The organism is Bacteroides sp. LFL-34 (genome assembly GCF_027257075.1).
Taxonomy (GTDB): Bacteria; Bacteroidota; Bacteroidia; order Bacteroidales; family Bacteroidaceae; genus Bacteroides; species Bacteroides ovatus.
On the sequence record NZ_JAPQKZ010000036.1, the window covers coordinates 1 to 22783 of the forward strand.

General features: G+C 40.2%; 21 protein-coding genes. 15 read left to right on the forward strand and 6 right to left on the reverse strand.

The window, feature by feature from the left end; all coding sequences use genetic code 11:
• Positions 1-159: 159 nt before the first annotated feature.
• The 12 genes from N5O98_RS19325 (at position 160) to miaA (ending at position 13132) form a co-directional block, all read left to right on the forward strand.
• Positions 160-504, forward strand: coding sequence for a hypothetical protein (locus tag N5O98_RS19325; protein ID WP_134978619.1), 345 nt, complete (start codon positions 160-162; stop codon positions 502-504).
• Between the two features lie 34 nt (positions 505-538).
• Positions 539-1858 carry a toll/interleukin-1 receptor domain-containing protein gene (locus tag N5O98_RS19330; RefSeq protein WP_118161159.1) on the forward strand — a complete coding sequence of 440 codons (1320 nt, stop codon included), beginning with the start codon at positions 539-541 and terminating at the stop codon, positions 1856-1858.
• 33 nt (positions 1859-1891) lie between these two features.
• Entirely contained in the window at positions 1892-3283 is a 1392-nt protein-coding gene (locus N5O98_RS19335; RefSeq protein ID WP_229127968.1) for a TIR domain-containing protein, read from the forward strand.
• Positions 3284-3788: 505 nt separating this feature from the next.
• Entirely contained in the window at positions 3789-4955 is a 1167-nt protein-coding gene (locus N5O98_RS19340) for an AIR synthase-related protein (RefSeq protein WP_004304535.1), read from the forward strand.
• A gap of 3 nt (positions 4956-4958) precedes the next feature.
• Positions 4959-6071, forward strand: coding sequence for a peptide chain release factor 1 (gene prfA, locus N5O98_RS19345; protein ID WP_004304534.1), 1113 nt, complete (start codon positions 4959-4961; stop codon positions 6069-6071).
• A 76-nt stretch (positions 6072-6147) separates the two neighbouring features.
• A complete protein-coding gene (gene pyrF / locus N5O98_RS19350) occupies positions 6148-6972 on the forward strand; it encodes an orotidine-5'-phosphate decarboxylase (protein ID WP_004304532.1) in 825 nt (274 codons plus the stop codon).
• A gap of 30 nt (positions 6973-7002) precedes the next feature.
• Positions 7003-8232 carry an HD domain-containing protein gene (locus tag N5O98_RS19355; protein ID WP_004304531.1) on the forward strand — a complete coding sequence of 410 codons (1230 nt, stop codon included), beginning with the start codon at positions 7003-7005 and terminating at the stop codon, positions 8230-8232.
• Between the two features lie 82 nt (positions 8233-8314).
• A complete protein-coding gene (gene lpxD, locus N5O98_RS19360; protein WP_074636182.1) occupies positions 8315-9355 on the forward strand; it encodes a UDP-3-O-(3-hydroxymyristoyl)glucosamine N-acyltransferase in 1041 nt (346 codons plus the stop codon).
• A gap of 11 nt (positions 9356-9366) precedes the next feature.
• Complete coding sequence (locus N5O98_RS19365; protein WP_004301699.1) at positions 9367-10752, forward strand: bifunctional UDP-3-O-[3-hydroxymyristoyl] N-acetylglucosamine deacetylase/3-hydroxyacyl-ACP dehydratase; 1386 nt, start codon at positions 9367-9369, stop codon at positions 10750-10752.
• Between the two features lie 18 nt (positions 10753-10770).
• Positions 10771-11538 carry an acyl-ACP--UDP-N-acetylglucosamine O-acyltransferase gene (gene lpxA, locus N5O98_RS19370; RefSeq protein ID WP_004320906.1) on the forward strand — a complete coding sequence of 256 codons (768 nt, stop codon included), beginning with the start codon at positions 10771-10773 and terminating at the stop codon, positions 11536-11538.
• Positions 11539-11559: 21 nt separating this feature from the next.
• Positions 11560-12114: an IS1096 element passenger TnpR family protein gene (locus N5O98_RS19375; RefSeq protein ID WP_004308535.1), complete on the forward strand. Its 555-nt coding sequence runs from the start codon at positions 11560-11562 to the stop codon at positions 12112-12114.
• A 121-nt stretch (positions 12115-12235) separates the two neighbouring features.
• Positions 12236-13132, forward strand: coding sequence for a tRNA (adenosine(37)-N6)-dimethylallyltransferase MiaA (gene miaA, locus N5O98_RS19380; RefSeq protein ID WP_008775456.1), 897 nt, complete (start codon positions 12236-12238; stop codon positions 13130-13132).
• A gap of 49 nt (positions 13133-13181) precedes the next feature.
• Here miaA and N5O98_RS19385 read toward each other — a convergent pair whose 3' ends face one another.
• The 3 genes from N5O98_RS19385 to N5O98_RS19395 form a co-directional block, all read right to left on the reverse strand.
• Positions 13182-14813 carry a M56 family metallopeptidase gene (locus tag N5O98_RS19385; RefSeq protein WP_008775455.1) on the reverse strand — a complete coding sequence of 544 codons (1632 nt, stop codon included), beginning with the start codon at positions 14811-14813 and terminating at the stop codon, positions 13182-13184.
• 23 nt (positions 14814-14836) lie between these two features.
• Positions 14837-15205: a BlaI/MecI/CopY family transcriptional regulator gene (locus tag N5O98_RS19390; RefSeq protein WP_004301694.1), complete on the reverse strand. Its 369-nt coding sequence runs from the start codon at positions 15203-15205 to the stop codon at positions 14837-14839.
• A 139-nt stretch (positions 15206-15344) separates the two neighbouring features.
• The gene (locus tag N5O98_RS19395; RefSeq protein ID WP_008775454.1) at positions 15345-15647 is read right to left on the reverse strand and encodes a hypothetical protein; all 303 of its coding nucleotides are present in this window, start codon (positions 15645-15647) and stop codon (positions 15345-15347) included.
• Between the two features lie 154 nt (positions 15648-15801).
• On the opposite strand from N5O98_RS19395, the gene N5O98_RS19400 reads away from it, so the two are divergent.
• The 3 genes from N5O98_RS19400 (at position 15802) to N5O98_RS19410 (ending at position 20042) form a co-directional block, all read left to right on the forward strand.
• Positions 15802-18012 (forward strand): S9 family peptidase, encoded by a 2211-nt coding sequence (locus N5O98_RS19400; RefSeq protein WP_118161160.1) that lies wholly within the window; start codon positions 15802-15804, stop codon positions 18010-18012.
• Positions 18012-18860, forward strand: coding sequence for a lipoyl synthase (gene lipA / locus N5O98_RS19405; RefSeq protein WP_118161161.1), 849 nt, complete (start codon positions 18012-18014; stop codon positions 18858-18860). Before N5O98_RS19400 ends, lipA begins: the two co-directional genes overlap by 1 nt.
• Before the next feature lie 63 nt (positions 18861-18923).
• On the forward strand, positions 18924-20042 hold the full coding sequence (locus tag N5O98_RS19410) for a hypothetical protein (RefSeq protein ID WP_118161162.1): 1119 nt from the start codon (positions 18924-18926) through the stop codon (positions 20040-20042).
• Here N5O98_RS19410 and N5O98_RS19415 read toward each other — a convergent pair.
• The 3 genes from N5O98_RS19415 to N5O98_RS19425 form a co-directional block, all read right to left on the reverse strand.
• Positions 20008-20712, reverse strand: a complete 705-nt coding sequence (locus tag N5O98_RS19415) for an SAM-dependent methyltransferase (protein ID WP_022199275.1) — start codon at positions 20710-20712, stop codon at positions 20008-20010. The two genes, N5O98_RS19410 and N5O98_RS19415, sit on opposite strands and share 35 nt — an antisense overlap.
• Positions 20713-20805: 93 nt before the next feature.
• Positions 20806-21813, reverse strand: a complete 1008-nt coding sequence (locus N5O98_RS19420; protein ID WP_118161163.1) for a gliding motility protein GldB-related protein — start codon at positions 21811-21813, stop codon at positions 20806-20808.
• A gap of 6 nt (positions 21814-21819) precedes the next feature.
• The gene (locus N5O98_RS19425) at positions 21820-22677 is read right to left on the reverse strand and encodes an enoyl-ACP reductase FabI (RefSeq protein WP_004301687.1); all 858 of its coding nucleotides are present in this window, start codon (positions 22675-22677) and stop codon (positions 21820-21822) included.
• Positions 22678-22783 lie beyond the last annotated feature (106 nt).

Consider the following 22783-nt stretch of genomic DNA (forward strand, 5'->3'; position numbering starts at 1 on the left):
GGCTTCGAGGTGGTATTTCGTTGGCTCTGTCCCATAGAAAAACAAAGCGTAACGAACGCTGTATCAGCTAATTCGCTACGTTTTACCCAAATTTACTTTTTCGCTATGTGTTTATTTTACATTTAGAGATACTTAGCAATATAAATAAATCTTTAGCAGGTGGGAAAAGAAGAAACTTTCCCACTATTTTTATTTATATCCATCTCACATTTTACAAAAGATGGCCCAGATAAGCATGGTTTTCTAATAGAAAAGTACATTTATTTTCCATTTAATCACAAATGTCATTTTACAGCATTAAATCATTATATTCGTGATGCAATCTTAAAGCATTCGCTTGGAAATAATCAAGTATCTGTTTCAATAGAGAATCAATTAATTATCAAATTTTCAACAACTATTTTAAGTACTAATATCGAACACTACTTTATGTCGTCTTTTTTTTCACAAAATATTTCTTTGTTATTCTTTATTCCACTCAAAAAGAGTATATTCGCACTATAAATCAGAGGTCACATTTTAGTAAATACAATATAACATGAAATACAAATACGATGTTTTTATAAGCTATTCACGCAGAGATTACGTTGATGAAAACTACAATGTAATACCTGGTAATGCCATAGCGGAAATCCAAAATGTATTCGATGAAAATGGTATTACCTACTGGTTCGATAAAGACGGAATTTACAGTGGACAAGAGTTCATTGAAATTATCACAGGCGCAATAGCTGAATCTAAGATGCTCATATTCATATCCTCCAAACATTCGAACGAATCGATGTGGACTGCAGGAGAAATATTCGAAGCCTTGGACGGAGAAAAAGCAATTATCCCTGTAAAAATTGATAATAGCCAGTATAATAAGAAGTTTAAACTTCTGATACGACCATTAGATTATATTGATTATCTGGAAAATCCCAAAAACGCATTAAAAGATCTACTCCGTGCCATTAATAAAGTCAAAGAAGATATTGCTCAAAAACAGCGGGAAGAAGAAAAGTTTAGAGAAGAGAGAGAGGCTAAAGCAAAGAAAGAAAAAATAAAAAAAGAAATCAGTGTTTTGGCAAAAGACTGCCAACGTTTGACTTTGCAACAAATAGATGTAGTCAACCAAATATTTGAAAAACAAATATATATAGGAAATACAACCAAGATATGTCCTATATGTGACAAGGAAGTATCAATATCTTCTAATTTTTGTAACAGATGTGGTTGGACTTTCCCTATATTATACTGTATTGATGAAAACAACACTTATCCTTTGGATGAAGAACAATTATCCATAGCTCGAACCAATTGGTGTAGTATAATAAAAAACAATTTAGAGCCCGAAAAACAACCTCTGAAGAGTTCCCCCTTACAAGCTACCGAAGAACATAAAAGTATGACCGATAATAAATATGCTCTACAAAATGCTATGGATGAAATAGAGACATTACGAAAATATCTCCTTGATGAGCGAACTAAAGTTAAGGAAATACAAGAAGAATATGAAAACCTTTTGAAAGTTCAAAAGAATATAGAATTGAAGCAGGAAGTTCCTTCTGCAAGAGAAATAGGAAATATAATATTAGACAAATTCTCTACAACAAATTCAAAGAAATATCAATCATTCAAGAACAAAAATGATGTATTCAATTTTGTTCGTTCCTTTTGCAAAGCAAGTTTTTTAACACTTAATCCTAGCTGTTACGTTGCAGATGTTCAATATACAGATCTAAAAGATGCATTATACGAAAAATATAACATCCATATTGGTGAGCATACTCTAAAATGCCACTCTACATTATATAAACTTGTTGATTCTATTTGGAATGAATATACCAAACACAGTAATTCTGACGCCAGTAGATAAATATTAGGTTGAACCAATGAAATATAATATAACATGAAATACAAATACGATGTTTTTATAAGCTATTCACGCAGAGATTACGTTGATGAAAACTACAATGTAATACCTGGTAATGCCATAGCGGAAATCCAAAATGTATTCGATGAAAATGGTATTACCTACTGGTTCGATAAAGACGGAATTTACAGTGGACAAGAGTTCATTGAAATTATCACAGGCGCAATAGCTGAATCTAAGATGCTCATATTTATATCCTCCAAACATTCAAATGAATCAATATGGACTGCGGGCGAAATATTCGAAGCTTTGGATGGAGAAAAAGCAATCATTCCTGTAAAAATAGATAATTGCCAGTACAACAAAAAATTTAAACTTCTGATACGTCCATTAGATTATATCGATTATCAAGAAAATCCCCAAAATGCATTAAAAGATTTGCTCCGTGCCATTAATAAAGTCAAAGAAGATATTGCCCAAAAACAACGGGAAGAAGAAAAGCTTAGACAAGAGAAAGAGGCTGAAGCAAAGAAGGAAAAGATAAAAGAAGAAATCAGCATTTTGGCAAAAGACTGTCAACGTTTGACTTTACAACAAATAGATGTAGTCAACCAAATATTTGAAAAACAAACATATATAGGAAATACAACCAAGATATGCCCTATATGTGATAAGGAAGTGTCAATATCTTCTAATTTTTGCAGCAGATGTGGTTGGACTTTTCCTATATTATACTACATTGATGGAAATGACACTTATCAATTGGATGAGAAACAATTGTCTGTAGCGCGAACCAATTGGCGTAGTATAAATATGGTGAGCGAACTGCAGACCATAAAAAGTAATTTAGAAATTGAAAATCAACGATTGCAACGTTCTCTTTTGCAGGCTACCGAAGATTGCAATAGTATGAATGAGAATTTAAAAAAGAATGAATCTGCCATACAAAAAGCTAAGATTGAAATCAAGCAGATGCAAATCCTAAATAAAGAATCAGATTCTCGAATCAAAGAATTAGAGTTTTCCATAATAGAAAGCACAAGAGAAAATGAAAAAATAAAAAATGATTTACGCGATAAAGAGAAGCGTTTATTGTGTTCTATAGAAGAAAACAAACAATTACAAAAACGCCTGTCCGATGAACAAACTAAAGCTAGAAAAGTACAGAAAGAATATGAGGATCTTTTAGCAGAGCAAAAAGTCAAAACACAACCTCAATCAAAGCCTATCGTACCCAAACAAGAAGCGCCTTCTGTCAACAGATCTACAAATATGGCATCAGGAAATTCGTCTGTAGTAAATTCAAATAAAAACAAAGCATTCAAGAACAAGAATGATGTATTTGGATTGGTTCGAAGTTTATGTACAGGATCTTTAATAACTCTTGACACCAATATCATCACTGCAGGTTACGTATATATCCTTTAATTCAAATCTTAGATAAAGATTATGAATTAACATATAGTGAGAAAGCAATCAGTAATCTATTTACCATAGGAAATCTTGTTAATGCAATATGGGAAAGAAAGACTTCTATAATTCCCAATACACTTCCGCCAGCTCAAAAGAAGAGAAAGTTCAGTTCTAAAAATGATGTATTCAATTTCGTTCGCCCTTTCTGCAAGGGAAAACTAATAACACTTAATACAGGTTTCTATGTTGCAGAAATTCAGTATGCTGATTTAAGAAAAGCATTGCTTGAAAAGTACAATATAAACATCAGTGAATATAGTTTAAGGTGCCATGCCACAGTCGGAAAACTGATTGATTCAATCTGGAGTGAACATATAAAATATGCATTATAATCTTGGCTTTACACGCATAGCCGTATGATAATCGAAAGTTTACTCCGGAATTTACCTGACTGTTTTTCTAGGCTGTACCAAAAAAAAGCTGTACTTTTGCAGCCGTATACAATATAATTCTATAACTCATGAGTAATCAACGATACATGATGCGTGGAGTAAGCGCATCAAAAGAAGATGTGCACAACGCCATCAAGAACATCGACAAAGGAATCTTTCCAAAAGCGTTTTGCAAAATTATCCCGGACATATTGGGAGGTGACCCGGAATATTGCAATATTATGCATGCCGATGGTGCCGGAACCAAATCATCTCTCGCTTATATGTACTGGAAAGAAACGGGTGATTTGTCCGTTTGGAAAGGTATTGCGCAGGATGCATTGATTATGAATATCGACGACCTGCTTTGTGTAGGTGCCGTAGACAATATTCTTGTCTCTTCTACCATTGGACGTAATAAACTGTTGATTCCCGGAGAAGTAATCTCCGCCATCATCAATGGAACAGATGAATTGCTGGCCGAACTCCGTGAAATGGGTGTAGGGGTATACGCAACCGGTGGTGAAACTGCTGATGTCGGCGACTTGGTTCGTACGATCATCGTTGACTCTACCGTAACTTGTCGCATGAAACGTTCAGACGTTATCGACAATGCCAATATTCGTCCGGGTGACGTGATCGTTGGTTTGGCTTCTTACGGACAAGCTACTTACGAAAAAGAATACAATGGCGGTATGGGCAGCAATGGTTTGACAAGTGCCCGTCACGATGTATTCGGAAAATATCTTGCTGAAAAATATCCGGAAAGCTATGATGCCGCAGTTCCTGAAGAATTAGTTTACTCCGGCAAGTTAAAATTGATAGACAGTGTAGAAGACTCTCCAATTGATGCAGGCAAGTTAGTGCTCTCCCCTACTCGTACATACGCACCAGTAGTGAAGAAATTACTCGATGCACTGCGCCCGGAAATCCACGGAATGGTGCACTGCTCCGGTGGTGCACAAACCAAAGTTTTACACTTTGTTGAAAACGTTCGTGTAGTAAAGGATAATCTTTTCCCTGTTCCTCCTTTATTCAAAACTATTCAAGAACAAAGTGGTACGGACTGGGCAGAAATGTACAAGGTATTCAATATGGGACATCGCCTCGAAGTTTATTTGTCACCGGAACATGCAGAAGAAGTAATTGCTATTTCCGAGTCATTCGGTATTCCGGCACAGATTGTAGGACGTGTTGAAGCATGTGAGCAAACAGAATTAATCATTAAGAGCGAATTCGGAGAATTTAGATACTAAAGAATGGCAGATAACAGTACCATATTAGAAAAATTAGACGGACTCGTAGCCCGTTTTGAAGAAATATCTACCCTTATCACAGACCCGGCAGTGATTGCCGATCAGAAACGTTATGTCAAGTTGACTAAAGAATATAAGGAATTAGACGACTTGATGAAAGCAAGGAAAGAATATATCCAATTACTGGGTAATATTGAAGAAGCTAAAAATATCCTTGCTAATGAATCGGATGCTGAAATGCGCGAGATGGCGAAAGAAGAAATGGACAATAGTCAAGAGCGCCTTCCGGTATTGGAAGAAGAAATCAAACTGATGCTTGTCCCTGCCGATCCGCAAGACAGCAAGAACGCAATTCTTGAAATCCGTGGCGGTGCAGGAGGTGATGAAGCAGCTATCTTTGCCGGTGACCTCTTTCGTATGTATGCCAAATTCTGTGAAACCAAAGGTTGGAAGATGGAAGTCTCCAATGCAAACGAAGGAACAGCAGGAGGATTCAAAGAAGTTGTTTGTAGTGTCACGGGCGATAATGTATATGGAATTTTAAAATATGAATCGGGAGTACACCGCGTACAGCGCGTTCCTGCTACCGAAACACAAGGACGTGTTCATACTTCTGCCGCATCAGTGGCGGTACTTCCCGAAGCTGAAGAATTCGATGTAGTCATCAACGAAGGAGAAATCAAATGGGATACTTTCCGAAGTGGTGGTGCCGGTGGACAGAATGTAAATAAGGTAGAATCCGGAGTACGTCTGCGTTATATCTGGAAGAACCCGAATACAGGCATTGCCGAAGAAATACTTATTGAATGTACCGAAACACGTGACCAACCGAAAAATAAGGAACGTGCTTTGGCCCGTCTCCGTACATTTATCTATGACAAGGAACATCAGAAATACATCGATGACATTGCCTCTAAACGTAAAACAATGGTATCGACCGGAGACCGTTCTGCTAAAATCCGCACCTACAACTATCCACAGGGACGAATCACCGATCATCGCATCAATTACACGATTTATAATCTTGCTGCATTCATGGACGGGGATATTCAAGACTGTATCGACCACCTGATCGTAGCAGAAAACGCGGAACGCTTGAAAGAAAGCGAACTTTAGAAAAATGAAGAGTTGATAGTTGAGAATGATTTCTTAGAAATAGTCAATAGTAAATTGTATAATAGTAAATAATAAGATGGATAAGCAACAATTATTTGAAAACATAAAGCGCAAAAAATCATTCCTTTGTGTAGGACTTGATACTGACATCAAGAAAATCCCGGAGCATCTGTTGAAAGAAGAAGATCCGATCTTTGCATTCAACAAGGCCATCATTGACGCGACAGCTGATTTGTGCATCGCCTATAAACCCAATCTAGCTTTCTATGAAAGCATGGGCGTAAAAGGATGGATCGCATTTGAAAAGACAGTAAAATACATCAAAGATAATTATCCGGACCAATTCATCATCGCTGACGCAAAGCGTGGTGACATCGGAAATACTTCTGCAATGTATGCCCGCACCTTCTTTGAAGAACTTAATATCGACTCTGTAACGGTAGCTCCTTATATGGGCGAAGACAGCGTTACTCCATTCCTTACCTATGAAGGTAAATGGGTGATCCTGTTGGCATTGACTTCCAACAAAGGTTCGCATGACTTCCAATTAACAGAAGATGTAAACGGCGAACGTCTGTTCGAGAAAGTATTACGTAAATCACAAGAATGGGCTAGTGACGACCGTATGATGTATGTGGTAGGTGCTACTCAAGGACGCGCTTTCGAAGATATTCGTAAAATTGTTCCGAACCATTTCCTTCTCGTACCAGGTGTAGGAGCACAAGGCGGCTCGCTCGAAGAAGTTTGTAAATACGGAATGAACAGTACATGCGGATTAATTGTTAACTCCTCACGTGGTATTATCTACGTAGATAAAACAGAGAAATTTGCAGAAGCTGCCCGCACCGCCGCACAAGAAGTACAGGCGCAAATGGCTGAACAACTCAAAGCAATTCTCTGAAAAGAGAAAAAGGATCTCTAAAGAAAACGAATGCCTTACGAAAGAAAGATAATTAACGACCCCGTATTCGGGTTCATCAATATTCCAAAGGGGTTACTGTACGATATAGTACGGCATCCCCTTTTGCAGCGTCTTACCCGCATCAAGCAGGTAGGATTATCATCTGTTGTATACCCCGGTGCGCAACACACCCGCTTCCAACACTCTTTAGGTGCTTTTCACCTGATGAGTGAAGCTATCACCCAACTGGCTTCTAAAGGTAATTTTATTTTTGACAGCGAAGCGGAAGCTGTACAGGCGGCCATCCTGTTACATGATATAGGACATGGTCCCTTCTCACATGTACTGGAAGATACTATAGTAAAAGGAGTCTCCCACGAAGAGATTTCCCTCATGCTGATGGAACGGATGAACAAAGAGATGAACGGTCAGCTTAGTCTTGCCATCCAAATCTTCAAGGACGAATATCCGAAACGCTTTCTACATCAACTCGTAAGCGGTCAGTTGGATATGGACAGACTTGATTATCTTCGCCGTGACAGCTTTTATACAGGCGTGACAGAAGGAAACATCGGTTCCGCCCGAATTATCAAAATGCTTGATGTAGCGGATGACCGACTCGTTATCGAATCCAAAGGGATCTATTCTATCGAGAATTTCCTCACGGCACGTCGCTTGATGTACTGGCAAGTATACCTGCATAAGACATCCGTCGCATACGAAAAGATGCTGATTAGTACTCTATTACGTGCCAAAGAACTGGCATCACAAGGAGTGGAACTGTTTGCATCACCCGCATTGCGTTTTTTCCTTTACAATGATATCAATCCTACGGAGTTTTATAACAATCCCGACTGTCTGGAGAATTTTATCCAGCTAGACGACAATGATATATGGACAGCCTTGAAAGTGTGGAGCACCCATACAGACAAGGTACTTTCTACTTTAAGCACGGGAATGATAAACCGAAATATCTTTAAAGTGGAAATTTCGTCGGAACCTATTAGTGAGGACAGAAAAAAAGAATTAACTTTGCACATCAGCCAGCAACTAGGCATAACCCTTTCCGAAGCGAACTATTTTGTCTCTACCCCCAGCATCGAAAAGAATATGTATGACCCGGCAGATGACAGTATTGACATTATCTACAAAGACGGTACTATCAAAAATATTGCCGAAGCATCGGACATGCTGAACATCTCATTATTGTCCAAAAAGGTAAAGAAATACTATCTCTGCTATCAGAGATTACACAGATAAGTATAAAATATTCATGCAATAACACGGAAATCTGAAAAAAAAATCCGTTATTTGTGAACTAATTAAATTTTAAATTAAAGACATGGAGTTCTCGGCTAAGCAAATTGCAGCATTTATCCAAGGGGAAATCATTGGAGACGAAAACGCTACGGTACACACATTCGCTAAAATTGAAGAGGGAATGCCCGGAGCAATTTCTTTCCTGTCAAATCCCAAATATACACCTTACATCTACGAGACACAATCAAGCATTGTCCTGGTTAATAAGGACTTCACTCCCGAGCACGAAATTAAAACTACTCTGATAAAAGTAGACAATGCATATGAAAGTCTGGCTAAATTGCTCAATCTTTATGAGATGAGCAAGCCTAAGAAACAAGGTATAGATTCATTAGCTTTCGTTGCACCCAGCGCCAAAATTGGTGAGAACGTATACATCGGTGCATTTGCCTATATTGGTGAAAATACCGTGATTGGAGATAATACCCAAATTTATCCACACACTTTTGTTGGAGACGGCGTGAAGATAGGCAACAGTTGCTTGCTGTACTCCAATGTAAATGTTTATCATGATTGCCGCATAGGTAACGAATGTATCCTGCACTCGGGTGCAGTGATTGGAGCTGACGGATTTGGTTTTGCTCCCACTCCGAATGGATACGATAAGATTCCGCAAATCGGAATTGTTATTCTGGAAGATAAAGTAGATATAGGTGCTAATACTTGTGTAGACCGTGCTACAATGGGAGCTACGGTAGTGCATAGTGGTGTCAAATTAGACAATCTGATACAAATAGCACATAATGATGAAATAGGTTCACATACCGTAATGGCTGCACAAGCCGGAATTGCCGGTTCTACCAAAATTGGTGAATGGTGTATGATCGGAGGTCAGGTAGGTATTGCAGGACATTCCAAAATAGGAGACAAAGTTGGTTTAGGTGCACAGTCAGGTGTACCCGGAGACATTAAATCCGGTAGCCAGCTTATCGGAACTCCTCCTATGGAACTGAAGCAATACTTCAAAGCATCCGTCGCACAAAGAAGCCTGCCGGATATGCAGAAAGAACTGCGTAATCTGCGCAAAGAAGTAGAAGAATTAAAACAACTATTAAATAAGTAAATAAGTAACCAATGCTGAAACAAAAAACGCTGAAAGATAGCTTTTCACTGAGCGGGAAAGGTCTTCACACTGGACTTGATCTCACTGTAACATTCAATCCAGCTCCGGACAATCACGGATATAAAATCCAACGCATTGACGTAGAAGGACAACCAACTATCGACGCAGTAGCCGACAATGTAACAGAAACCACCCGTGGTACTGTATTGTCGAAAAATGGAGTCAAAGTAAGCACCATTGAACATGGTATGGCAGCCCTTTACGCATTGGGCATTGATAACTGCCTGATCCAAGTTAACGGACCGGAATTTCCTATTTTAGATGGTAGTGCACAATATTACGTACAAGAAATAGAACGTGTAGGAACAGTAGAACAAAATGCCGTCAAAGACTTTTATATTATCAAGTCTAAAATTGAGTTCCGGGATGAAACGACTGGTTCTTCTATCATTGTACTACCTGACGAGAATTTCAGTCTGAATGTACTGGTTTCTTACGATTCGACTATTATCCCGAATCAGTTTGCTACCCTTGAAGATATGCATAATTTCAAAGACGAAGTGGCTGCCAGCCGTACTTTCGTCTTTGTTCGTGAAATAGAGCCGTTGCTCTCCGCCGGATTGATTAAAGGTGGCGACCTGGACAATGCGATCGTAATCTACGAACGCAAGATGTCACAGGAAAGCTTCGATAAGTTGGCAGATGTGATGGGAGTACCTCACATGGATGCCGATCAGTTAGGCTATATCAATCACAAACCGTTAGTTTGGCCCAATGAATGTGCCCGTCACAAACTGCTTGATGTCATCGGTGACCTCGCTCTAATTGGAAAACCGATTAAAGGTCGTATCATCGCTACCCGTCCGGGACACACCATCAACAATAAATTTGCCCGTCAGATGCGGAAAGAAATCCGTCTGCACGAAATACAGGCACCAAGTTACGACTGTAACCGTGAACCAATAATGGATGTAAACCGTATCCGCGAATTGTTACCGCACCGCTATCCTTTCCAACTGGTGGACAAAGTGATTGAAATTGGTGCCAACTACATTGTAGGTATTAAAAATATCACAGCCAACGAACCTTTCTTCCAGGGACATTTTCCACAGGAGCCCGTTATGCCGGGAGTACTTCAAGTGGAAGCAATGGCACAAGTCGGAGGCTTGCTCGTCTTGAATTCCGTAGATGATCCTGAACGTTATTCTACCTATTTCATGAAAATAGATGGAGTGAAATTCCGTCAGAAAGTAGTGCCGGGAGATACAATCATCTTTCGTGTAGAACTGCTGGCACCTATCCGCCGTGGCATTTCTACCATGAAAGGATATGCGTTTGTCGGCGAGAAAGTTGTTTGCGAAGCAGAATTCATGGCACAAATAGTAAAAAATAAGTAATAATTGATATTTAAAAGCATGATAAGTCCTTTAGCGTATATCCATCCCGAAGCTAAGATCGGAGAAAATGTAGAAATTGCGCCTTTTGTATTTATAGATAAGAACGTAGTTATCGGCGACAACAATAAAATTATGGCTAACGCCAATATTTTATACGGTTCACGTATTGGTAACGGAAACACGATTTTTCCGGGTGCCGTTATCGGAGCCATTCCGCAGGACCTCAAGTTTCGCGGTGAAGAATCGACAGCCGAAATCGGAGATAATAATCTGATTCGTGAAAATGTAACAATCAACCGTGGTACGGCAGCTAAAGGGCGCACGATTGTGGGAAATAACAATTTATTGATGGAAGGTGTACACGTAGCACACGACGCATTGGTTGGTAACGGATGTATCATCGGTAACTCTACCAAGATGGCAGGCGAAATCGTCATTGATGATAACGCGATTGTCAGCGCCAATGTATTGATGCATCAATTTTGTCATGTAGGCAGTCATGTAATGATTCAGGGCGGATGCCGTTTCAGTAAAGATATTCCTCCTTACATCATTGCAGGACGCGAACCGATCGCTTTCAGCGGAATCAACATCATCGGCTTGCGCCGTCGTGGCTTCTCCAATGAAGTGATCGAAAGTATTCACAATGCATATCGTATCATCTACCAAAGTGGTTTGAACACGACAGAAGCATTGAAAAAAATAGAAGATGAATTCGAAAAGAGTCCGGAAATTGACTATATAGTCAATTTTATCCGTAATTCAGAACGTGGTATTATTAAATAAACAGTTCAAAATAGTCATATTATGATATACAGATTTACTATCATATCTGATGAAGTTGACGATTTTGTCAGAGAAATACAAATTGATCCGGAAGCAACTTTTTATGACTTCCATGAAGCAATACTGAAATCAGTAGGGTACGCAAACGACCAGATGACTTCTTTCTTTATCTGCGATGACGACTGGGAAAAAGGAAAAGAAGTAACCTTAGAAGAAATGGACGACAATCCGGAAATAGATAGCTGGGTAATGAAAGACACTGCTATCAGTGAACTGGTAGAAGACGAAAAACAGAAACTGCTATATGTATTCGATTACATAACAGAACGTTGTTTCTTCATCGAACTATCCGAAATTATCACCGGAAAAGATATGAATGGTGCCAAATGTACCAAGAAATCAGGAGATGCTCCTAAACAAACGGTAGATTTTGAAGAAATGACCGCTGCGGGAGGTTCTCTTGATCTGGATGAAAACTTCTATGGAGACCAGGACTTCGACATGGAAGATTTCGATCAGGAAGGATTTGACATAGGTGGTGACACTAGCAGCCCATACGAAGAAGAAAAATTTTAAGTATTAAATATCAAGTATTAGGTATTAATTGCTATGTAGTGTCAGGCAGTTAATACCTAATATTTTTTTAGTCCCGTACGCTTTAATACTTAATACTTCTATACTTAATACTTAAAAATCTATGCCTACTCTCATTGTTCTTATAGGTCCTACAGGTGTGGGGAAAACGGAGTTGAGCCTGCGCTTGGCAGAAACATTTCAGACAAGCATTGTATCTGCCGATTCGAGACAGCTTTATGCCGAATTAAAAATAGGCACGGCAGCTCCTACTCCCGACCAACTCAAACGTGTCCCCCATCAACTGGTCGGCACGCTCCACCTCACAGACTATTACAGCGCTGCCCAATACGAAACAGAAGCACTGGAAATTCTGGAGAAATTATTCACGCAACACGAAGTCGTGATTCTCACTGGTGGCTCAATGATGTATGTAGACGCTATCTGTAAGGGAATTGACGATATTCCTACCGTTGATGCGGAAACCCGTCAACTCATGTTACAAAAGTATGAAGAGGAAGGTCTTGAACAACTCTGCGCAGAACTTCGCTTGTTAGACCCGGAATATTACCGGATTGTAGATCTGAAGAATCCCAAGCGGGTAATTCATGCGTTGGAGATTTGCTATATGACCGGACGCACTTATACTTCTTTTCGCACCCAACAAAAAAAACAGCGTCCTTTCCGTATACTGAAAATCGGCCTGACTCGTGATCGGGAAGAACTTTATGAGCGTATCAACCGTCGGGTAGACCAGATGATGGAGGAAGGATTATTGGAAGAAGTACGCTCCGTACTTCCCTATCGTCACCTCAATTCACTCAATACAGTAGGTTATAAAGAACTGTTCAAATATCTGGACGGAGAATGGGAACTCTCCTTTGCTATAGACAAAATCAAGCAAAACTCCCGCATTTATTCGCGTAAACAGATGACCTGGTTCAAAAGAGATGAAGAAATAAAATGGTTCCACCCGGAACAAGAAACGGAGATACTAGCGTACCTCCGTCAATCTTTATAACATTATATTTTGACAATATTTAGAAACAGAAGACATCTAAAATCTACTGCTATTCTTCAGATGCAGTTACTTTTATTGTTGAAGTCACTGTATCATTAATAGCACGAATAGAAATTTGACGGGCTTGATATTCTTCTTTCACTAATAGATTTACTTCAATCACTCCATTCTTTCCCTTATCACCATAAGCAGCCAATGCAGTCTTATCTTTCAATACAGATATACTCCTAATACGATCAGGAGAAATATTCGCTAAAGGATCATCACCAGTAGCCTCTTTGCCATCAATTATAACCAAAGGTTTACCTCCATCAGCAGAACGAAACGTAGCTCCCCAACTCTTTGCCCCACTATTTAATGCATCCAACCTTGTTTTATTAATGCCTTCGATTTCAATCTTTCTCGGCGCAAACTTTTTTTCCGAATATAGTTTTATATCCATCACTCCATCCTTAGCCTTTTCTCCATAAACCTTAATAGCTTTTTCAGGACCTATGACAGACACACTTTCAATACATTCAGGATTCAAAGCATTTACTACTTCACGATCAGACTCTTTCCCATTAATAATAACCAAAGGTTTTCCTTCATCGGAAATTCCTTGTACCGAAATAGCCACCTTCTTTTTCCCGGATGTTAAGACAGAATCTTTTTTTTCTGTACGATAACCTACCACTACTACCTTATTCTTGGTAGTATCAACAAGCTCCTTAACAACATTTTCTTCACTCTTTGTTTCTACAATTTCCGCCAAATCATTAACTTTGACTGCAGAAATCTCTTCCACTTTTTCAGAGATTTCAGGACGGGCAAAAGCAGTTACTGCAATAGCTGCCAACGGAAGTACATACAAGTACTTCAACCGTGCCCACGGATTCGATTTTTCTTTTAACATCATAGTGATACGTTTTTTAAGTTTACTGTGATTAAAGCTGTTGGCCATAGAGTAGAGCCTTGTGCCAACGGCTTTTTTTATTAATAATAGTTGATATTCTTTCGCGTTTACACCCTCATTAATGACGGTCTCGTCCGCTTCATATTCGTGAACGTTCTGCAACTCCTGTTTCAACAACCATGCACTAGGATTGAACCATTGGAAAAAGATGCAAATATCCGCCACCAATAAATCTACTGAATGACGATGGTGAATATGAGCCATTTCATGAATAAGGATTTCCCTCCCGTTTTCCTCCAGGTCTTTTCGGCTGATAACAATATACTTCATCCAACTGAACGGAGCTATCTCCTGATTGTGCACCACAAGTGTAACCCCTTTCTCCAACTTCTCATGTTTACCGGAATGTATCAACCGGAAGAGACAAATCAAAGAATAGATATTGCGACAGGCAAGAAATAGAATACCCGCCAGATAGACCAGCAGAACCACCTGTACCCAAGATATAGCCGACGTCTCCTGCACTGCACCGACATTGGCAGGAGTAGCCTCCAACTCTGCCATCAATAGCAATTGTTCAATGGAAAGCACAGCCTGCTGCACTTCAACCTGATGCCGGGTAGTTACTTCGATACAAGGAATGAGTAATGAAAAGAACAACACTCCCAATAAAGCCATACGATTGAAACGATGAAAGGTTTCCTTGCTAAGTAATAACCGGAAAAACAGGTAAAACAGAACAAGACAAACAGATGATTTTAATATATAAATGAAGAAAACTCCCATAGCATAGATTTTCGTTTAATAGATTAGTGTTTTTTGTCAGCCTGTTCCACTTCCTCGATGAGCTGTTTCAATTCATCCAAGGAAATATCTTCCTCCTTAACCAAAGAAGAAACGGCATTCAGGTAAGAATTATTAAAATACTTACTAATCACATTCCGCAGCGTTCCTTTACGAAAATCTTCTTCACTAACTACGGGATAATATTGATAGGTATTTCCGAAAGTATAATGAGCTAGAAAACCTTTTTCTTCCAACCCACGCACAATCGTAGATAATGTATTGAAATGTGGCTTGGGATCTTCATAGAAAGCCAACATTTCCTTCACGAACAAGGGACCTTTTTCCCAGAAAAAGCCCATGATTTCTTCTTCTTTTGCTGTTAATCCTTTCATATCTGCAACTTTGTTTGCCGCAAATAACGAAAAGTTTTAGTTCATAAACTAATTTATCTAGTTAAAGTAAACTAAAAGATATAGTTAAGACGAATAATCTACTATTAAACACCTGTGAAACAGATTTATTATATCTCTTTTAGCTCCACAGTTTATTGACAATAAAGTTGCCGATATAAAATAAGTCGCCCATAAAAACAATACTGAATACCAGAAAAGTGAAACAAGTACTCCACCGGGCTCCTCCATCCTCTTCGCCGCGTTTGATACGGAGCAGGGAACTATGCAAACAATCACCTGCTATGAACAGCACAAACAAACTCGGTATCAAGTCACCCCACGATACCAACCACAGATTATCCCCCTTCCCCAACAGGAATGTCAATGCTACGGCCAATAAGAAGACAGAAGCATATTGCAAGTCTTTTCTTTTTGAATTCATAGTGGTAATGTTTAAAGTCCTTTTCACAAAGATATTGAATCTCACCCAATAATCCTTATCAAATCTATATAAAAATCGGTCAGGCTTTGTTGAATCTAAGTTTATTGTTACTTTTGCAAGTACGAATTAAAACCAAAACCGATTATAAAAGCAGATGAAAAAGATCAGCATCACTTTATTACTCTGCCTTCTCTGTCTGACCGGAATGGCACAAGGACAAAAGGCACTCGATTTAAAAGATATCACCTCCGGACGTTTCCGCCCGGAAAATATCCAGGGAGTAATCCCCATGCCTGATGGCGAACACTACACGCAGATGAACGCCGACGGCACGCAGATCATTAAATACTCTTTCAAAACAGGCGAGAAAGTAGAAGTGATTTTCGATGTAAGCACTACACGCGAATGTGACTTCAAGAACTTCGACAGTTACCAGTTCTCGCCCGACGGTCAGAAATTGCTGATTGCTACTAAAACGACACCTATATATAGGCATTCATACACAGCTGTACATTACATTTACCCTTTGAAACGAAATGATAAGGGCGTTACGACAAACAACATTATTGAACGGCTGTCTGACGGTGGACCTCAACAGGTCCCCGTCTTTTCTCCAGACGGTACAATGATTGCTTTTGTCCGCAACAATAACATATTTCTTGTTAAGCTGCTTTATGGCAACAGTGAAAGCCAGATTACGGAGGATGGCAAACAGAACTCTGTACTCAACGGCATCCCCGACTGGGTGTATGAAGAAGAGTTCGGTTTCGACCGTGCTTTGGAATTCAGCGCTGATAATACACTGATCGCTTTCATCCGCTTCGATGAGTCAGAAGTTCCCTCCTACTCTTTTCCGGTATTTGCCGGACAGGCACCCCGTATTGATGCCTTAAAAGATTATCCGGGTGAATATACCTACAAGTATCCGAAAGCCGGATACCCGAATTCGAAAGTAGAAGTACGCACGTATGACATCAAGTCACACGTCACCCGTACGATGAAACTCCCGCTGGATGCAGATGGATACATTCCACGCATCCGTTTCACAAAGGATGCCAACAAATTGGCTATCATGACATTAAACCGTCATCAAGACCGTTTCGACCTTTACTTTGCCGATCCTCGCTCAACACTTTGCAAACTAATGCTCCGTGATGAATCTCCTTATTACATAAAGGAGAATATTTTCGATAACATCCAGTTCTATCCCGAATATTTCAGCATGCTTAGCGAACGTGACGGTTACAGTCATCTCTATTGGTATAGCATGGGAGGTAACTTGATTAAAAAGGTTACTAACGGTAAGTTCGAAGTGAAAGATTTTCTGGGATATGATGAAGAAGATGGTTCTTTCTATTATACCAGCAACGAAGAGAGTCCTCTGCGCAAGGCTGTCTATAAAATAGATAAGAAAGGCAAAAAGACCAAATTGTCTCAACAGGCAGGAACCAATACGCCTCTCTTCAGCAAATCGATGAAGTATTATATGAACAAGTTCTCCAGCTTGGATACTCCTATGTTGGTTACCTTGAACGATAATTCAGGCAAAACGCTCAAAACGCTTATTACAAATGATGCGTTGAAGCAAACATTGTCCGGATATGCAGTACCACAAAAAGAGTTCTTTACTTTCCAGACTACAGATGGCGTGAAGTTGAATGGCTGGATGATGAAACCGGTTAATTTCTCCGCATCCAAAAAATATCCGGTACTGATGTATCAATATAGTGGCCCGGGTTCCCAACAGGTATTGGATACTTGGGGAATCAGCTGGGAGACATACATGGCAAGCCTCGGTTATATCGTGGTATGTGTAGATGGTCGTGGCACTGGAGGTCGTGGAGAAGCTTTTGAGAAATGTACCTATTTAAAAATTGGCGTCAAAGAAGCCAAAGACCAGGTGGAAACAGCGCTTTACCTAGGCAAACAAACGTATGTGGACAAAGACCGCATCGGTATCTGGGGTTGGAGTTATGGCGGATACATGACTCTTATGAGCATGAGCGAAGGAACTCCCGTATTCAAAGCCGGAGTAGCAGTAGCTGCACCCACCGACTGGCGTTTCTATGATACGATTTATACCGAACGCTTCATGCGTACTCCGAAAGAGAACGCGGAAGGATATAAGGAATCATCAGCCTTCACCCGCGCTGACAAACTACATGGAAACTTGTTGTTGGTGCATGGCATGGCAGACGATAATGTGCACTTCCAAAATTGTGCGGAATATGCCGAGCAGTTGGTTCAGCTTGGAAAACAATTTGATATGCAAGTGTATACAAACCGCAATCATGGAATATATGGTGGCAATACCCGCCAACACCTATACACACGGTTGACCAACTTTTTCTTGAACAATTTATAATGACGGACAGAGTACGTAAGCCCGAATGGCTGAAAATTAATATTGGTGCCAACGAACGATACACCGAAACCAAACGGATTGTCGACTCCCACTGCTTGCATACTATATGCAGCAGTGGGCGTTGCCCTAATATGGGGGAATGCTGGGGAAAAGGAACTGCTACCTTTATGATTGGCGGTGACATCTGCACGCGCAGTTGCAAATTCTGCAACACACAAACCGGCCGCCCGCACCCGCTAGATGCAAACGAACCTACCCATGTCGCAGAATCCATCGCACTGATGAAACTGGATCATGCTGTCATCACATCCGTAGACCGGGATGATCTGCCGGATTTGGGAGCAACACATTGGGCACGTACCATCCGGGAAATCAAAAGACTGAATCCACAAACAACGATCGAAGTGCTCATTCCTGATTTTCAAGGTAGGATGGAGTTGTTAGATTTGGTAATCGAAGCCCGTCCCGACATTATTTCACACAATATGGAAACCGTACGCCGCATTAGTCCGCTAGTGCGCAGCGCGGCAAATTATGATACAAGTTTGCAAGTCATCAGACACATTTCCGGAAAGGGAGTTAAATCTAAAAGCGGCATTATGGTCGGGCTGGGTGAGACCCCGGAAGAAGTTGAAACATTGATGGATGATCTATTAGCAACCGGTTGCCAGATTCTTACCATAGGCCAATACCTTCAACCGAGTCACCGGCATTATCCCGTTGCAGCATACATCACTCCGCAGCAATTTGCAGAATATAAAACTGTAGGTTTAGAGAAAGGATTCAACATCGTAGAAAGCGCTCCCCTTGTTCGTTCCTCCTACCATGCAGAGAAACATATTCGTTAGCAAACAAAACATATCCCCTATTTGTTTTATTGATAGAACCGACAAATAAACATAAATATAGAGATGGCTCATAAAGGAACACTTTCTTCCGCATTTAACATGTCGCTGGGTTTTATCCCCGTTATTATTTCCATTTTATTGTGTGAACTTATAACGCAAGACACGGCTATTTACATCGGTACAGGCATAGGTATTATAGGTATATACCTTTCTTATCGACGTAAAGGATTGTTAATTCCTAATTTTATCCTCTATATAGCAACCGGAGTGTTAGCACTATTATCCGTAGCAGCTCTCATTCCTGGTGATTACGTTCCACCCGGTGCACTTCCACTTACGCTGGAAGTTAGTATTCTCATTCCGATGCTAAGTCTTTACATGCATAAGAAAAGGTTTATCAACCATTTCTTAAAACAGATAGGTTCTTGCAACAAACGTTTATATGCGCAGGGAGCAGAAGCAGCCGTTGTATCTGCACGTATCGCTTTGATCTTCGGTATATTGCATTTTATTATAATCAGCATTACCGTCGTTTTTCAAGATCCGTTGAGCAAGACGAGTATCTTTGTACTCTATAAGGTGTTACCCCCTACCGTCTTTCTGATGAGTATCCTGTTCAATCAGATCGCCATCCGTTTCTTCAATCATTTAATGTCACACACGGAATATGTTCCTATTGTGAATACCAGAGGAGACGTGATCGGGAAAACACCTGCAATAGAAGCTGTTAATTACAAAAATGCATACATCAATCCGGTGATAAGAATTGCCATATCCACTCACGGAATGTTATTCCTTTGCGACAGGTCATCAACAGCCATTCTTGATAGAGGGAAAGTAGATATTCCCATGGAATGTTATCTCCGCTACGGAGAATCTCTGGAAGCAGGCGCCACTCGTTTAATCAACAATGCTTTTCCTCATGAAAAAGGTATCAAACCTGAATTCAACATCGTTTATCACTTCGAGAATGAAGTGACCAACCGTCTTATCTATCTATTCATTGTCGATATCAAAGATGATTCCATCCTTTGTACCCCCCGCTTTAAAAACAGTAAGCTGTGGAATTTCAAACAGATAGAGGAAAACTTAGGAAAAGGCTTCTTCAGCAGTTGCTTCGAAGATGAATATGAACACCTGAAAGGCGTTATTTATATAAGAGAAAAATACAGGGAATCTTAGATAAATCGGGCACGTGTCCTTTCCAGTCCTTCACTGTACGCGTCTGTATATATTCTCCTTCACAAGTAATATTGGCAGCGATACAGAGCTTTGTTTGAGGACGGCAATTCAACAAAATATCCTCTACCATCTTATGATTCCGGTAAGGCGTCTCAATGAAAAGTTGCGTCTGATTTTCAGCATACACACGCTGCTCCAGTGCTTTTAGTTTCTTGGCACGTTCTCCCGGTTCAATCGGCAGATAACCGTGAAACGCAAAACTCTGCCCGTTAAAGCCGGAAGCCATCACGGAAAGGATAATGGAAGAAGGTCCGACCAAAGGAACCACTTTCAGCTTTTTACGTTGTGCGATAGCAACCACATCCGCTCCCGGGTCAGCTACTGCCGGACAACCTGCTTCGGAGATAACCCCCATTGAAGCTCCACCCACCAAAGGTTGCAGATAACCGGAAATATCATTAGGAGAAGTATGCTTGTTCAACGGGTAAAATGTCAATGCATCAATATCAATCTCCCGGTCCACCTTTTTCAGGAAACGCCGGGCAGAACGAACATCTTCGACTATAAAATACCGGATACCAGAAATGATCTCCTTATTATAAGAAGGCAATACCTTTTCAATAGACGTATCACCTAACGTCACGGGCAACAAATAGAGGGCAGTTTCCACTTTTTAAATTGAGAATTAAGAGACTATACTTTAATATTAAAAATCAAATAAGGTTTTGAGCGAAGCTAATTAAAAGTTGAAAAATGCAACAGTTTAGGAAGCCAGATAGTTGGATTCACTTAACATCACATGATAATCAGTAAATTCCAGGAGATCTTTCAGTTTCATGTCCTTATGCTTTTTCATATAAGAAGCGATGATTCTTGCTCCCATCCATGTCCCGATTAATGCCGGAGCTTGAGCACCCAACATATCGACAGCAGGAGCAGGCTTCATATAATAGCGGATCACCATCGGGTCTCGTGCATGCAGATGATCGTTGGTACAGATATAATTCCATATCTCCCTTTCATTCTCCTTACACCAGTCGTTTTCCTCCTTGGAATATCCCATCGCTTCGCCGATATCACTATATCCTAATAAGTTCTGCACGACGTAGTTGATTTTTCCGGAGTGCATCATCAAGTCAATCAAACAAGTACCCTCATGATAGTTCATTCCGTAACGGCTCAAAAGATAAAAAGCAAAACAATCCGGCACAATCCGTTCCGGACGCATCGAGCGACATTGATAATCGTAATAGAAACGTTTATAAAGAGGATAATCTTCCCCCATATATTTATCAAGACTGATCCCTAATAAAGAATCCACCAAAATAATAGATTCGTTGAAGGCAGACACTTGCGAATAGATAAACGGCACTTTTGTATCAGGCACTTCCTTCTTCAGTTTCCGGAATCCTTTGTTAAGTCCTTTTTCCACCTCATCCAGATTAGGGTACTTTGCTTCTACATCGCTAAGCAAACGGACTAAAGTCGTATCCGAATAAAATTTCTGCAGACGTTGCGAAATGGTATCATCTTTCACCGTACCGATAGACAATACATCCTCAATCAGGATTTTCGTCGGCATACGGTAGTCCATCGTCAACTTCTGCATAGCAGAAAAGCTGTTGGAGCGAACGTATTCGCTCAACAGCTTATCATATCTTAGAACAGAAATCTCCTCTTCCTTCTGCTCCGTACCCTTTCCCGTGCTTATCCCGCAGGAGGCGAAAAGCATACTAATTAAAATAATAAGAAGAGAGATCCGTAGTTTCATAATCTTTTATCCGTAAATGATGTTACCATTTTCGTCCATATACTCATCGAGTCCTTTCTCGTAAGTAGCCATGGCACGAAGACTCATACCTACACTGGAGAATCCACCGTCATGGAATAAGTTCTGCATAGTTACCTTACGGGTAAGATCGGAGAACATCACGATACAATAATCGGCACATTCGTCAGCCGTAGCATTTCCGAGAGGAGACATACGGTTGGAGAAATCAAACAGTTTATCCATACCCTTCACGCCCGAACCGGCAGTAGTAAATGTAGGAGACTGCGAGATAGTGTTCACACGTACGCTATGTTCGCGTCCGTAGATGTAACCAAAGCTACGTGCAATAGATTCCAGCAATGCCTTTGCATCTGCCATATCATTGTAGCCGTAGAAAGTACGCTGCGCGGCCACATAGCTCAAAGCAACGATAGAACCGTAATCTGCAATAGCGTTCAATTTCTTGGCCGACTGAATCATTTTATGGAATGAAACAGCTGAAATATCCAATGTCTTATCCAACATTCCATAGTCAAGGTCATCGTAAGTACGTTTTTTGCGCACGTTGGGAGACATACCGATAGAGTGGAGTACAAAATCAATTTGTCCACCCAGTATATCCATGGAGGTCTTGAATACATTTTGCAAATCTTCTACGCTGGTGGCATCTGCCGGAATAACCTGGCAATTTAATTTCTGGGCCAAAGCGTCGACTTCTCCCATACGGATAGCCATCGGAGTATTTGATAATGTAATAGTTGCACCTTCTTCTACGGCACGCTCTGCTACTTTCCAGGCAATAGACTGATCGTTCAAAGCACCGAAGATAATACCTCTTTTTCCTTTCAACAAGTTATAACTCATATCTTTTAATAGTTAAATTTTGTGCAAAGATAGGAACTTTCTGCATAAAAACACGAGAAGTGTGCAAATAATAGACAGAAATGACAAAAAATACACGTATTCTATC

What these genes read in the sequence shown, in the direction of transcription:
- N5O98_RS19340 (WP_004304535.1), top strand. Translation starts at nt 3,789, where the DNA reads ATGAGTAATCAACGATACATGATGCGTGGAGTAAGCGCATCAAAAGAA.
- N5O98_RS19420 (WP_118161163.1), bottom strand. Translation starts at nt 21,813, where the DNA reads ATGAAACTACGGATCTCTCTTCTTATTATTTTAATTAGTATGCTTTTC.
- pyrF (WP_004304532.1), top strand. Translation starts at nt 6,148, where the DNA reads ATGGATAAGCAACAATTATTTGAAAACATAAAGCGCAAAAAATCATTC.
- N5O98_RS19425 (WP_004301687.1), bottom strand. Translation starts at nt 22,677, where the DNA reads ATGAGTTATAACTTGTTGAAAGGAAAAAGAGGTATTATCTTCGGTGCT.
- lipA (WP_118161161.1), top strand. Translation starts at nt 18,012, where the DNA reads ATGACGGACAGAGTACGTAAGCCCGAATGGCTGAAAATTAATATTGGT.
- miaA (WP_008775456.1), top strand. Translation starts at nt 12,236, where the DNA reads ATGCCTACTCTCATTGTTCTTATAGGTCCTACAGGTGTGGGGAAAACG.
- N5O98_RS19400 (WP_118161160.1), top strand. Translation starts at nt 15,802, where the DNA reads ATGAAAAAGATCAGCATCACTTTATTACTCTGCCTTCTCTGTCTGACC.
- N5O98_RS19365 (WP_004301699.1), top strand. Translation starts at nt 9,367, where the DNA reads ATGCTGAAACAAAAAACGCTGAAAGATAGCTTTTCACTGAGCGGGAAA.
- N5O98_RS19385 (WP_008775455.1), bottom strand. Translation starts at nt 14,813, where the DNA reads ATGGGAGTTTTCTTCATTTATATATTAAAATCATCTGTTTGTCTTGTT.
- N5O98_RS19390 (WP_004301694.1), bottom strand. Translation starts at nt 15,205, where the DNA reads ATGAAAGGATTAACAGCAAAAGAAGAAGAAATCATGGGCTTTTTCTGG.
- N5O98_RS19330 (WP_118161159.1), top strand. Translation starts at nt 539, where the DNA reads ATGAAATACAAATACGATGTTTTTATAAGCTATTCACGCAGAGATTAC.
- lpxA (WP_004320906.1), top strand. Translation starts at nt 10,771, where the DNA reads ATGATAAGTCCTTTAGCGTATATCCATCCCGAAGCTAAGATCGGAGAA.
- lpxD (WP_074636182.1), top strand. Translation starts at nt 8,315, where the DNA reads ATGGAGTTCTCGGCTAAGCAAATTGCAGCATTTATCCAAGGGGAAATC.
- N5O98_RS19355 (WP_004304531.1), top strand. Translation starts at nt 7,003, where the DNA reads ATGCCTTACGAAAGAAAGATAATTAACGACCCCGTATTCGGGTTCATC.
- N5O98_RS19410 (WP_118161162.1), top strand. Translation starts at nt 18,924, where the DNA reads ATGGCTCATAAAGGAACACTTTCTTCCGCATTTAACATGTCGCTGGGT.
- N5O98_RS19395 (WP_008775454.1), bottom strand. Translation starts at nt 15,647, where the DNA reads ATGAATTCAAAAAGAAAAGACTTGCAATATGCTTCTGTCTTCTTATTG.
- N5O98_RS19375 (WP_004308535.1), top strand. Translation starts at nt 11,560, where the DNA reads ATGATATACAGATTTACTATCATATCTGATGAAGTTGACGATTTTGTC.
- N5O98_RS19335 (WP_229127968.1), top strand. Translation starts at nt 1,892, where the DNA reads ATGAAATACAAATACGATGTTTTTATAAGCTATTCACGCAGAGATTAC.
- prfA (WP_004304534.1), top strand. Translation starts at nt 4,959, where the DNA reads ATGGCAGATAACAGTACCATATTAGAAAAATTAGACGGACTCGTAGCC.